Below are 12,341 nucleotides of genomic sequence, written 5' to 3'. Positions count from 1 at the left end.
CGATTTTTCCAATGTCTTGCCTGCGGCCCGTTCCGGCAGGCACAATCTGCCGTGCGGACACATTTCCGCCTGAATGCGCCCATTTCGCGCCGGGCTGTCTGCCCCTAGTCCGCAGCCGCTTCACGAAAGGAGATTCGACCATGAAAAGAACGTACCAGCCCAGCAAAATCCGTCGTGCCCGTACGCATGGTTTCCGTGCCCGCATGGCTACCGCCAGCGGTCGCGCCGTCCTGCGTCGCCGTCGCGCCAAGGGCCGTAAGCAGCTGAGCGCCTAGACCCGCGGCGGGGCAGGCCCTTGCCGTACGCAAACGCCATGATGGCACGCCAGCAACTGCCGAAGGAGGGGCGGGTCCGCAGACATGCGGATTACGCCCTCTGTTATGAGCAGGGAAGACGCCATCACACCGGGAATTTCATCCTCTTCATATTCCCTCGTCCCGGCAGCGGCATCACGCGCGTCGGGATGGCTGTTTCACGCAAGGTCGGCAATGCCGTGACGCGTAATCGACTCAAGCGCCTGCTGCGGGAATTCTATCGCCTGCACCAGGCTCTTTTGCCGTCTGATAGCGACATTGTAACCGTGGCCAAGAAGCACGCCGGACGATCCTGTCTGGACCTTGCCCTGGTGAGCGCCGAGCTGGAGCCGCTGCTCCGCCGGCAGCAGCGCAAACAGCGGGAACAGTCCCAGGAGACAGTAGCATGCTGCCCCTGAAAACGGCGCTGCGCCGCGCGGCCGTGCTGCCCATCCGTCTCTATCAGCTGTGCCTTTCGCCGTTGCTGCCCCCCTCCTGTCGATTCGTTCCCACCTGTTCCGCCTATGCCATCGAGGCGATCGCCCGCCACGGACTGTTGCGCGGCGGGTGGCTGACGTTGCGCCGTCTGGCGCGCTGTCACCCCTGGGGCGGATCAGGCTATGACCCAGTACCCCCCGTGCCCCCGCGACCCGCGGAACCTGTCCCTCACAGGAGAACCACTCCCGATGCAAGAAACTAGCAGCAGCAAAAATCTCGCTCTGGCCATCGTCCTCTGCCTTGCCATCCTTTTCGGCTGGAGCTTCTTTGCGGAATACATGGGCTGGATAGCCAAGCCCGATCCCGAAGTGGCCGCGCAGCAGCAGGCCGAGGCCGACAAGGCCCGGCAGGAGAAGGCCGAAGCCGACAAGGCCCGTACGTCCGTGCCGCTCACGGTCTTTGCCCCGGTCCCCGGGCGGGACATCGTCGTGTCCACGCCGCTGTACGAGGCGGTCATCCACAGCGGCGGCGGGGTGGTGCGCTCCTTCCGCCTGAAGCACTATTCGGCCACCATCCAGCCCGATTCGCCCCTGGTCAACCTGGTTGACGCCACCACCGCCGAATCCGCCCCGCTGGGGCTCGTCATCGACGGCGCTGCCTCCTGGAGCCTCGGCCAGTGGGCTGTGGAGGCCGAACCGCGGGGCCCGCTGAGCGCCGGTCAGAGCGCCGTGCTGCGCCTCGTGGGGGAAGTCAACGGCCTGCGCGTGGTGCGTGAGCTGCAGTTCAGCGCCGACAGCTATCTTATCCGGGAAAAGACCAGCCTCTCCCCGCTGGGCGACCAGACGCGCAGCTCGCGCGTGGCCTACACCGTGGCCTCCGACGCCAGCAATGCCGGCGGCGGCCAGTACGACGCCATGCGCATCGCCTGGTACCTGGACAATTCCCTCGGGCAGGAAAGCGACGCCGAGGATCTGACCAGGGGCGTCACCGCCACCGGCAACGTGAGCTGGGCCGGCCCCATGAGCACTTATTTCCTGTCGGCCATCCTGCCCGGCAACACGGAGAACGTCACGGTCAAGGGCCTGCTGCGCGGCGGCGTCTACCGCGTGGCCGTGGAAGAGCAGGACATCCAGCTCACCCCCGGCAAGACCGCCGAGCTCGAAGCCTCCTACTGGTTCGGTCCCAAGAAGCGCAAGCTGCTCATGGACGTCTCCGAGCCGCTGGCCGGCAGCGTGGAGCTCGGCATGTTCAGCATCATCGGCAAGGGCCTGCTCTGGCTGCTGGAGTTCTTCCATCAGTACGTCAACAACTGGGGCCTGGCCATCATCCTGCTCACCGTGCTCATCAAGGCCGTCTTCTGGCCGCTCACGGCCAAGAGCTACGCTTCCATGGAAAAGATGAAGAAGCTCCAGCCCATGATGATGAGCATCCGCGAGAAGTACAAGGACAACAAGGAGATGATGAACAAGGAGGTCATGGCCCTCTACAAGACCTACGGCGTCAATCCCGCCAGCGGCTGTGTGCCCATCCTTGTGCAGTTGCCCGTGTTCTTCGGCCTCTATCAGGCCCTGCTCACCTCCATCGAGCTGCGGCACGCCACCTTCATCGAGTTCCTGCCGTTCACCGACAAGCTCTGGCTGGCCGACCTTTCCGCCAAGGACCCCTTCTACATCACGCCCATCATCATGGGCCTGACCATGTTCCTCCAGCAGCGCCTGAGCCCGCCGCCCACGGATCCCACCCAGCAGAAAGTGATGATGTTCCTGCCGCTGATCTTCACGGTGCTGTTCCTGGGCTTCCCGTCCGGTCTGGTGCTCTACTGGCTGGTCAACAACATCCTGTCCATTGCCCAGCAAGGGCTCATGCATCGCAAGAACAGACGGCTTGATGCCGACAGCTAGTCGGCGGACTCACTGCGTTCCTACCGGGCGGGCGGCCATGCCGCCCGCTCTATCGGGGTTGTTATGGAAGGTTTCAAAGAATTTCTCGGCAAGACGCTCGATGCGGCCATTGCGGAGGCCTGCTCCTACTACAATGCCAGCCGGGAAAAGCTCGAAATAGAGATCATTCAGGACGCCAAGACGGGCATCTTCGGCATCGTCGGAGCCCGCAAGGCCAAGGTGCGCGCCCGGCGTGCCGCACTGCGCGAAGCGGTGGAAAACGCCCTGGGACGGGGCAGCCGACCCGCCGCTCCCGAGCCGGACGCCCCCACAGCAAGCGAGGACGGCGACGCCCCCGCGGCATCCACCGAAAAACCCCAGCCCGCGCGCGAGGCCCGGGCGTCCAGGTCCGCTCCGTCGCGTGACGGCAGCGCCGGTCGTCGCTCGCGCGGCCGGGAGGAAGAGCGCCCCGCCCGTGAAGGCGAACCGCGAGAAGGCCGCCGCGGAGAGGAACGCGGCCAGAAGCCGCCCCGCAAGGCCATCGCCTCCCGGGAGGAAACGCTCCTGCCCGCGACGACGGCCCCAGGCGTCCCCGCCGGCGCCGACACCGCACAGCCGGACGACAAGGCCGCCGAAGCCGCCCCCGAAAACGCCGGTGCGCGCCGCCGCAACGGCCCCGAGTCCGCTCCCCGTCAGGAACGCCCCCGCAACGGCGAAAAGGCGGCGGGACGCGAACGTCGCCGCCCCCCGGCGGACGACGACCTGGACGAGGCCGACGACTCTCTGCCGCGCCGCGCGCTCGAAGAGCTGGATCAGGATCGCCTCAGGGAGCTTGCCCGCCAGTGCGTGAGCCAGCTTATCCGGCCCATGCTGAGCCAGCCCGTGGAAGACCCGGAAGTGGACATCGTGGACGGACGCATCCGCGTGGCCGTGGACTGCGGCGAGGACTCCGGCCTGCTCATCGGCCGTGAAGGCCAGACGCTGGCCGCTCTCCAGTATCTTGCCTCGCGCATCGTCTCGCGCGGCATGGATGCCGCCGTGCGCGTCCAGCTCGATGCCGGCCGCTACCGGCAGCGGCAGGAAGAAAAACTGCGCGACATGGCTCTGGCCCTGGCGGCCAAGGTGCGCCAGACCGGACGCTCCTACTCCACCCGACCGCTCAGCTCCTACCACCGCCGCGTCATCCATCTCTGCCTCCAGGACATGGACGACGTGCTGACCCGCAGCACCGGGGACGGGCCGCTCAAGCGGGTCGTCATCCTGCGCCGCCGCCCGGAAAAGGGCGAACGGCAGCCCCAGACGGAGCGGGACGACCGCCGGCGCGCCGCGCTCGTCGCGGAGGAACGCCCCGTACCGGAGGTTTCGTCTTTCGCGTCCTCTTCGGCGCAAGCCCCGCACGCGACCGGCTCCGCGCCCGACGCCCCCACGCCGACCGACGCCCCGGCCGAACAGCCGACCGAACAGCCGGCCGAAGCCGGCATCGCTCCCGCGGCCGGCGAGGACGCCGCTCAGGACAGGGCATGACCACCATCGCGGCCGTGGCCACGGCGCCGGGAGCGGGCGGCATCGGCATCGTGCGTCTCTCCGGCCCGCGCGCCAAGGAGATCCTGGCCCGGCTCTTCCTGCCGCTCTCTTCCGGCTTCGTCAATTTCCGCCCCTGGCGGCTGCATCACGGTCGGGTGCTGGACAGCCACGGCGAGCCGCTGGACGATGTGCTCGCCGTCTTCATGCCCGGTCCGCACACCTTCACCGGCGAGGATGTCGCCGAGATCCACTGCCACGGCGGCATCTACATCGTGCAGGCCGTGCTGGAAAGCGCCCTGCGGCTCGGGGCCCGGCAGGCGCGGCGCGGCGAATTCAGCCGCCGCGCCTTCTGCAACGGCCGTATGGACCTGAGCCAGGCCGAAGCCGTGGCGGAGCTCGTGGCCGCGCCCTCGCGGGAGGCCGTGCGCTTTGGCCTTTCCCGGCTGGACGGGCTGCTCGGGCGGCGCGTGCGGGCCCTGCGTACGGAGCTGGACGCCCTGCGCGCCCAGATGTGCCTTGCCGTGGACTTTCCCGAAGAAGAGGTGGAAAGCCTGCCCCCGGACGCCTTTGCCCGGCGCATCCTCACGGTGCGCCAGGCCGTGACGGATCTGCTGCGCGCCCAGCGCCGGGCGCGGGTCATGCAGCAGGGGGCCCAGGTGGTGCTGGCCGGAGCGGTCAATGCCGGCAAGTCCAGCCTGATGAATGCTCTGCTGGGACGCCGACGGGCGCTGGTCACCGACATCCCCGGCACGACGCGGGATTTCATCGAGGAAGGCTGCGACCTCGACGGCCTGCCCATCCGCCTGGTGGACACCGCCGGGCTGCGCGAAACGGCGGAAGATGTGGAACATCTGGGCATCGCCCTGAGCCGGGAAAAGCTGGCGCAGGCGGACGCCATCCTGCTCGTGGTGGACGGCGGCGCACTGGGCGAGGCCGGCGCGGCGGCGGATGTCTGTCCCGAACCGGCCGCCGCCGAAGTGCTGGCCACGGCCGGCGACATCCCTGTCCTGCTGGTCTGGAACAAGGCGGATCTCTGCGACCCCGCCGTCTTCCCGCCGCGCTGGGCCGGAGATATCCCCGCCCTGCGGCTCTGCGCCCGCAGCGGGGCCGGACTCGATGAGCTGGCCGCCCTGCTCCGCGCCGGCATCCTGGCCGGAGCGGCGGAAACGCCCCCCGAGGACGGGCTGGCTCCCAATGCCCGGCAGGCCCTCGCCCTGGAGCGGGCCGGGGAGGAGCTGGATGCCCTCCATGCGGACATCCTGGCCCAAACTCCCTACGACTGCTGTGCCGTGCGCCTGGATGCGGCCACGGCCTGTCTGGATGAAGTCACCGGCAGCAACAGTACCGAAGAGGTGCTGAACAGCATTTTCGAACAGTTTTGCATCGGCAAATAAGCGGCATCGGGCCAGCGCCCCTGCCTCCCCGGGAACCGTTTCATGAATCTGGAAGAGTTGCGCCGCCGCCTGAGCAGCGAAGAGATCAACGCCCTGCCCCTGCGGCACTATGAAGGGCCCATCTACCTTGTCCGCACGCCCGCGGACTGGCGCAACGCCCTGCCCCAGCTCCTCGACGAACGGGTCATCGGTTTTGACACGGAGACCCGGCCCACCTTCCGCAAGGGCCGCGTCAACCAGCCCTCCCTCGTCCAGCTCGCCACGGCCGATGCCGTCTACCTCGTCCAGCTCGGCTGGCTGCCCTTCGGCGACTATCTTGCCGATCTGCTGGCCGACAGCCGCTATCTCAAGGTCGGCGTGGGCATCGGCGACGACATGCGGGAGCTCGGCAAGATCCATCCCTTCACTCCCGCCGGCTGTGTGGACCTGGGCCAGATGGCCCGGGCCAACCGCATGTGCAGCCAGGGGCTGCGCTCCCTGACGGCGCATCTTTTCGGCTGGCGCATCTCCAAGGGACCGCAGTGCTCCAACTGGGGCCTGCCCGAATTGACGCAACGCCAGATTCTCTACGCCGCCACCGATGCCTGGGTGGGACGGGCCATCTTCCTCAAGATGTGCGAACTGGGCCTTGCGGGGCAACTGCCATGAGGACGCCGCCTCCCCCGGCGCTCGGTCCTCGTCTGGTCTTCTTCACCGGCGGTACGGCCCTGCGGGAGGTCAGCCGCAGCCTTACCCGCCTGACGCATCATTCCGTCCATCTGGTGACGCCCTTTGATTCCGGCGGCAGCACGGCCAGTCTGCGCCGGGCCTTCGCCATGCCCGCCGTGGGCGACATCCGTAACCGGCTGGCGGCCCTGGCCGACCGCGACATCATCCCGCCCGCCGTGCTGGAACTCTGGGAACACCGCCTGCCCGAAGACGGCGACCCCGACGAGCTGCGCCGCACGCTGCGCGGCCTCGGCGAAAGCCTCCATCCCTGCTGGCGCGAATTGCCGGAGGTCCTCGCGGCCGCCATGCGGCTGTATCTCTCCTTTTTCCTGCGCCGCATGCCCCCGCATTTCGACGCGCGCTACGCAAGCCTCGGCAACCTCATGCTGGCCGGAGGCTATCTGGAGCACCGACGCGATTTCGGGCCCGTGCTGGCCTTTTTTTCACGACTCCTGCAGGCGCGCGGCGTCGTCACCCCCATCGTGGAAGAGAACCTGCACCTTGCGGCCCTGCTGGACGACGGCAGCCGGGTGGTGGGCCAGCATCATTTCGGCCACCTGGGGCAGCACATCCGCCGTCTCTTCCTCACCGTTCACGAGCCGGACCGCCCCTTCCACGACATGACCCCCTGTCGTCCGGCCATCACCCGTACGGCGGCAACCTATCTGCAAAGCGCCGGACTCATCTGCTACCCGATGGGCAGTTTCTACACCAGCGTGCTGGCCAATCTGCTGCCGGCGGGCGTGGGACGGGCCGTACGGGCAGCCGACTGTCCCAAGGTCTTCCTGCCCAATTCGGGACAGGACAAGGAAGTCTGCGGCCTGTCCATCCTGGGGCAGACCCGCATGATCCTGGACGCCCTGCGGGCCGACTGCCCCGATGCGCGCCCACAGGAGCTGTTGCAATGGGTCGTCGTGGACAGGCAGCGCGGCGTCTACGAGGGCGGCTGCGATACCACCGCGCTGGCGGATCTGGGCGTGCGCGTGCTGGATGTGGATATGGTGCGCCCCGATCTGCCCGAGCGCCACGATCCCGAGAAGGTGGCGCGCCTGCTCTGCGGGCTCTGCCGCCAGGGGAGAGCATGAGCATGCCGCCCAGAATGCGGACGACGTGCGTACCGGTGGACGCCGCCCGGCATGGCGAGCGGCTGGACCGCGCCCTCATGGCGACATGCGGCCTGAGCCTGCGCGCCGCCCGCCGCCTGATCGCCGACGGCGGCATACAGGTGGACGGCACGCCCGCCACGGCGGCGCAGCGGCTGCGCGCGGGGCAGACCATCGAACTGCCCGCCGCCGGACAGCCGGCGGACGCCACGGCCGACGTCGTCCTGCTGGCCCGGCACGGCGACTATGTGGCCTTTGCCAAACCGGCGGGACTGCACAGCAGCCCCCTTGCCGGACGCCCGGCCCCGACCCTGGAAGCCGCGGCGCAAGCGCTCTGGGACGCAACGGCCCGGCCTGCGCCCCTGCATTTCCTCCAGCGGCTGGACAGGGGCACTTCCGGCATCGTCTGCGCGGCCCTTTCCGCGGAGGCGGCCCGCCGCTTCCGCGCGGAGGAGGCGGACGGATGCTGGAGCAAATGCTACCTGGCCCTGCTGTGCGGCGAGCTTGCCGCGCCGCTGACGGCGAACCGGGCCCTGGACGTGAACAACCGGCGCAGCAGCCGGGTGCTGGACAGGGCGGCCCCGCCGCTGCGCCAAACCCGCTTTTACCCGCTGCATGCGCTGCACGGCGACGCGGCGGCCGCCGTCCTGGCGGCCAACGGCCTGCCGCCGGCACGGCGGGCCGTCACGCTGGCGGCCTGCGTCATCCGCTGCGGGGCCCGCCATCAGATCCGGGCCCACGCGGCGAGTCTCGGCCTGCCGCTGTGCGGCGACAGCCGCTATGGGACGCCGGGCGACGACCAGCCGTCCGGGGCGGAACGCTTCCTGCTGCACCATGCCTGCCTCGCCGGCCCCGGCGGCCGGTGGCTGTGCCTGCCGGCCTGGCAGCAGATGCCCTTTCTGGGAAATCATTTCCGAAAATGGCTTGAAACGCACAGCCGTTACGGTACTATGTCTCCCACGGAACGCGGCTCTGCGGCCGGCGCTCCCGCCTGGGAGCGCGCCTGAGTCTTCACCCCTTTTTCCGCCACCTTTTTTGAGGAGACGGCATGTTCGCATCCCTGCTACCCAAGTCGGCCCCCTTTTTTGAAATGCTCATGGAGCAGAACACCCTGCTCCGCCACATGGTCCACCATCTCGTGGGCATGATGGAAAACCTTGCCGCCGTGGACGACGCCCACAAACAGATCTCCTTGCTGGAAGAACAGGGGGACGTGCTGCACGTCAAGATCATCCGCGATCTCTCGCAAACCTTCATCACCCCCATCGACCGCGAAGACATCCTCCGCATCAATCAGATGCAGGAGGAGACCATGGACTGCATCCACACCCTCACCACCCGCCTGCATATCTTCGAATTTTCCCAGATGCGCTTCCCCATGGTGCAGATGGCCCGCACCATCAGCGCCATGCTGGATCTTACCCAGCTCATGCTGGACGGGCTCACGCACCGCACGGACTGCCACAAGACCCACGCCTTCCGCACCCTGCGCGACGAATGCGACATGCTGCTGGCCGTGGGACTGGCGGAGCTCATGGACCCCCAGGGGGAGATCACCCCCGCCGCCATCATGGATATGCTCAAGTGGAGTCAGGCGTATGACCGTATCAGCATGCTGCTGGAAAACGTCAACAGCCTTGCCGAAACCCTTGAGGAAGCGGTATTGAAAAATGTTTGAGATCCCCCTCCTCCTTGCGCTGATCGTGCTGGTCGCCCTGGTCTTCGACTTCACCAACGGCGCGCACGACTGCGCCAACGCCATCGCCACCGTGGTCTCCACCAAGGTGGTCACGCCGCGGCTGGCCGTGGGCTGTGCGGCCACGCTCAACCTGGTGGGCGCGCTGCTGGGCACGGAAGTGGCCAAGACCCTGGGCAGCGGCATCGTACTGCCCGAAGTGGTGGAAGGCAGCCATGTGCTGGTGCTGGCCGCCCTGGTCGGGGCCATCGGCTGGAACTGCATCACCTGGTATTTCGGCATTCCCTCCTCGTCGTCGCATGCGCTCATCGGCGGGCTCATCGGAGCGGCCGTCGCCCACAGCGGCATGGCCGGCCTCAACCTCTACGGCATCATGAGCAAGGTGCTGCTGCCGCTCGTCATCTCGCCCCTGTCGGGCTATGCCGTGGGCTTCCTGCTCATGTGGATCATCTTCTGGGTCTGCGCGCCCATACAACGCAGCAAGGTCAACCGGGCCTTCCGCAAGCTCCAGCTGCTCTCCGCCGGCTTCATGGCCACCAGCCACGGCCTCAATGACGCCCAGAAGACCATGGGCATCATCACGCTCGCGCTTATGATCTTCGGCTTTGCCGACAGCACGGAGCATGTGCCGCTCTGGGTCAAGCTGAGCTGCGCGGGCGCCATGGCGCTCGGCACGGCCATCGGCGGCTGGAAGATCGTCAAGACCATGGGCCATCGCATCTTCAAGCTGGAGCCCGTGCACGGCTTTGCCGCCGAGACGTCGGCCTCCATCGTCATTGCGGGCGCGTCCCTGGTCGGCGCGCCGGTGAGCACCACGCACACCATCTCCGCCTGCATCTTCGGCGTCGGCTCCACCAAGCGCCTGAGCGCCGTGCGCTGGAACGTGGCAGGCCAGCTCGTCATCGCCTGGGTGCTGACCCTGCCCGCCGCCTCGGTCATCGGCTGCCTGTCCTATCTGATCCTGCACCTCATCTGGGCCTGATGCCGGCCCCGCTTCACGGATGATCCGCCTGCCGGGGGGAGCCGCAACAAGGCTCCCCCCGTTCAGGCCGGTATGCCGTCCGCCTTCGGGCCTGCGGCACGGCCGCCGCAACGTTACCCCACAGAAGAGGATCGCATGGACGCACCGGCCATACGCCGCGCCCTGTCGCGCTGGCGACGGGAACTGCATGCCCACGCCGAGGAAGGCTGGACGGAATTCTGGACCACGGCGCATATTGCCGGCATTTTGCAGAATCTGGGTCTCTCCCCGCGCGTCGGCAGGGAGGTCATCGACCCGGGGGCCCGTATGGGCCTGCCCGATCCGCAGCGCCTTACGGCAGCACGACGCCGTGCCCGCGACGAAGGCGCGGACGAAGAACTGCTGCGCCGCATGGGCGACTGTACCGGCGTCGTGACGGACATGGGCCCGCAGGCCGCTCCGCTCGTCCTTGCCGTGCGCTTCGATCTGGATGCCCTGCCGCTGACGGAAAGCCATGCCCCGGAGCACGCCCCGGCCGCGAACGGCTATGCCTCGCGCCATGCCGGGCAGTGCCACGCCTGCGGCCATGATGCCCATGCCGCTCTCGGACTGGGCCTTGCCGCCCTGCTCCAGTCGGGGCCGCCGCTGCGGCGGCGTGTCCGCCTGCTGTTCCAGCCGGCGGAAGAGGGCGTGCGCGGAGCGGCCGCCATGCTGGATCAGGTACGGGACGCCCCCTGCTTCCTGGCCGTGCATGTGGGCCTGGGACAGCCCACGGGCACGCTGGTCACCGGAGCGTCGGGACTTCTGGCCAGCACCAAGTTCGATGCGCTCTTTACCGGTCGGGCCGCCCATGCGGCCAAGGCCCCGCAGGAGGGCCGCGATGCCCTCAAGGGAGCGGCCACGGCCCTGCTCGGCCTGCATGATCTGCCGCGCTACGGCGACGGGGAGAGCCGCATCCATGTGGGGGAACTGCGCGGCGGCGGCGCGCGCAACGTGGTGGCGGAAACGGCCCTGCTGCGCGGCGAGACCCGCGCCGCCAGCGGCGATATGGCCGGGGATCTCTTTGCGCGTGCCCGCGCCGTCCTGGAAGGCGCTGCCGCCATGTACGGCCTCGCCTGCCGCATCTCAGTGGTGGGGGAAGCTCCGGCGGCGGACAGCGATGCCGATCTTGCGGCCCGGCTGGCCGCGCTGGCCCGTTCCCTGCGGACGGAGCAGGGCCGTCCGCTTTTTGCGCAGGTGAAGGAACAGGCCGTCATGGGGGCCAGCGATGATGCCGCCGCCTTCATGCGCGCCGTGCAGGCTGCCGGCGGCAGGGCCGCCTACGCCATCCTTGGCAGCGACCTGAAGGCGGGCCACCATGCCCCGGACTTCGACCTTGACGAGGCCAGCCTCTGGCCGGGTCTGTGCTGGCTGGCGGCGGCGTGCCGGGAGCTCGCCGACGATGAGGGCTCGCCGGCCTGAAGACGGGCGGCCGGCACGGGCAAGGCCCGGCCGGCACGCCCCGCCGTACGAAAATGCCTCAGTACAGCTTGCCGAGCATCTCCTCATCCATGCTGAAGCAATGCTCCTCGGCCGGAAAGCTGCCCTCCTGCACGGCCTGCACATAAGCGGCAAAGGCGGCGCGCATGTCCGTTCCGCATTCGGCGAAGTGGCGCACGAATTTGGGGGCCATGCCGTCCACCATGCCCAGCATGTCCTGCCAGACCAGCACCTGTCCGTCGCAATCCGGCCCCGCCCCGATGCCGATGGTGGGGATGGTCACGGCCGAGCTGATGCGCCGGGCCAGCGGCGCGGGCACGCACTCCAGCACCAGGGCAAAGGCCCCGGCCACTTCCAGAGCGCGGGCGTCGTCCAGCAGCTTCTGGGCCGCTTCCGGGACCTTGCCCTGCACCTTGAAGCCGCCGAGCGCATGCACGGACTGCGGCGTCAGACCGATATGCCCCATGACCGGGATGGAAGCGCGCACGATGGCCCGGACATGCTCGGTGAATTCCGCGCCGCCCTCCAGCTTGACGGCCTGCGCCCGGCCTTCCTTGACCAGCCGTCCGGCATTGGCGCAGGCCTGCTCCGCCGAGAGCTGATAGCTCATAAAGGGCATGTCGCAGACCAGCAGGGGCCGCTGACAGCCGCGCGCCACGGCGGCGCAATGGCGGATCATGTCCTCCATCGTCACGCTGAGCGTATCCGCATGCCCGAGCATCACCATGCCCAGCGAATCGCCCACCAGCAGGGCGTCCACACCGCTTTGCTCCATGAGCCGGGCCGTGGTGTAGTCGTAGGCCGTCAGCATGGACAATTTGCGCTGCCCCTTGGCGGCGCGAAAGGTCACGGCGGTTTCCTTCAT

Annotated in this window: 13 protein-coding genes; 12 read left to right on the top strand and 1 reads right to left on the bottom strand. The window is 68.4% G+C overall.

The genetic code is table 11. From position 1 onward, the window contains the following. The first annotated feature begins 140 nt into the window (after window positions 1-140). The 12 genes from rpmH to Q0J54_RS00795 all read left to right on the top strand — a co-directional run bounded on the left by rpmH (window position 141) and on the right by Q0J54_RS00795 (window position 11,458). Window positions 141-275: a 50S ribosomal protein L34 gene (rpmH, locus tag Q0J54_RS00850; RefSeq protein ID WP_296303392.1), complete on the top strand. Its 135-nt coding sequence runs from the start codon at window positions 141-143 to the stop codon at window positions 273-275. A gap of 38 nt (window positions 276-313) precedes the next feature. Continuing rightward, complete coding sequence (gene rnpA, locus Q0J54_RS00845) at window positions 314-712, top strand: ribonuclease P protein component (protein ID WP_367172209.1); 399 nt, start codon at window positions 314-316, stop codon at window positions 710-712. Continuing rightward, window positions 709-993, top strand: a complete 285-nt coding sequence (gene yidD / locus Q0J54_RS00840; protein WP_296303460.1) for a membrane protein insertion efficiency factor YidD — start codon at window positions 709-711, stop codon at window positions 991-993. Before rnpA ends, yidD begins: the two co-directional genes overlap by 4 nt. Then, window positions 980-2,632 (top strand): membrane protein insertase YidC, encoded by a 1,653-nt coding sequence (yidC, locus tag Q0J54_RS00835; RefSeq protein ID WP_296303391.1) that lies wholly within the window; start codon window positions 980-982, stop codon window positions 2,630-2,632. The genes yidD and yidC overlap by 14 nt, the downstream gene beginning before the upstream one ends. Window positions 2,633-2,695: 63 nt before the next feature. Next, window positions 2,696-4,135: an RNA-binding cell elongation regulator Jag/EloR gene (jag, locus tag Q0J54_RS00830; RefSeq protein WP_367172208.1), complete on the top strand. Its 1,440-nt coding sequence runs from the start codon at window positions 2,696-2,698 to the stop codon at window positions 4,133-4,135. Then, entirely contained in the window at window positions 4,132-5,529 is a 1,398-nt protein-coding gene (mnmE, locus tag Q0J54_RS00825) for a tRNA uridine-5-carboxymethylaminomethyl(34) synthesis GTPase MnmE (protein WP_296303390.1), read from the top strand. The genes jag and mnmE overlap by 4 nt, the downstream gene beginning before the upstream one ends. A 42-nt stretch (window positions 5,530-5,571) precedes the next feature. Further along, the gene (locus tag Q0J54_RS00820) at window positions 5,572-6,177 is read left to right on the top strand and encodes a 3'-5' exonuclease (RefSeq protein WP_296303389.1); all 606 of its coding nucleotides are present in this window, start codon (window positions 5,572-5,574) and stop codon (window positions 6,175-6,177) included. Next, window positions 6,174-7,322, top strand: a complete 1,149-nt coding sequence (locus tag Q0J54_RS00815) for a GAK system CofD-like protein (protein ID WP_296303388.1) — start codon at window positions 6,174-6,176, stop codon at window positions 7,320-7,322. Before Q0J54_RS00820 ends, Q0J54_RS00815 begins: the two co-directional genes overlap by 4 nt. A 2-nt stretch (window positions 7,323-7,324) precedes the next feature. Further along, complete coding sequence (locus tag Q0J54_RS00810; RefSeq protein ID WP_296303387.1) at window positions 7,325-8,347, top strand: pseudouridine synthase; 1,023 nt, start codon at window positions 7,325-7,327, stop codon at window positions 8,345-8,347. Between the two features lie 41 nt (window positions 8,348-8,388). Then, entirely contained in the window at window positions 8,389-9,018 is a 630-nt protein-coding gene (locus Q0J54_RS00805) for a DUF47 domain-containing protein (protein WP_296303386.1), read from the top strand. After that, window positions 9,011-10,018, top strand: a complete 1,008-nt coding sequence (locus tag Q0J54_RS00800; protein ID WP_296303385.1) for an inorganic phosphate transporter — start codon at window positions 9,011-9,013, stop codon at window positions 10,016-10,018. The genes Q0J54_RS00805 and Q0J54_RS00800 overlap by 8 nt, the downstream gene beginning before the upstream one ends. A gap of 135 nt (window positions 10,019-10,153) precedes the next feature. Continuing rightward, entirely contained in the window at window positions 10,154-11,458 is a 1,305-nt protein-coding gene (locus tag Q0J54_RS00795; RefSeq protein WP_296303384.1) for an amidohydrolase, read from the top strand. A 58-nt stretch (window positions 11,459-11,516) separates the two neighbouring features. Here Q0J54_RS00795 and panB read toward each other — a convergent pair whose 3' ends face one another. Then, window positions 11,517-12,341 carry a 3-methyl-2-oxobutanoate hydroxymethyltransferase gene (panB, locus tag Q0J54_RS00790; protein WP_296303383.1) on the bottom strand — a complete coding sequence of 275 codons (825 nt, stop codon included), beginning with the start codon at window positions 12,339-12,341 and terminating at the stop codon, window positions 11,517-11,519.

It is taken from the genome of uncultured Desulfovibrio sp. (genome assembly GCF_944324935.1).
Lineage (GTDB): Bacteria > Desulfobacterota > Desulfovibrionia > Desulfovibrionales > Desulfovibrionaceae > Desulfovibrio.
This window is presented reverse-complemented; position numbering and strand designations above follow the sequence as displayed.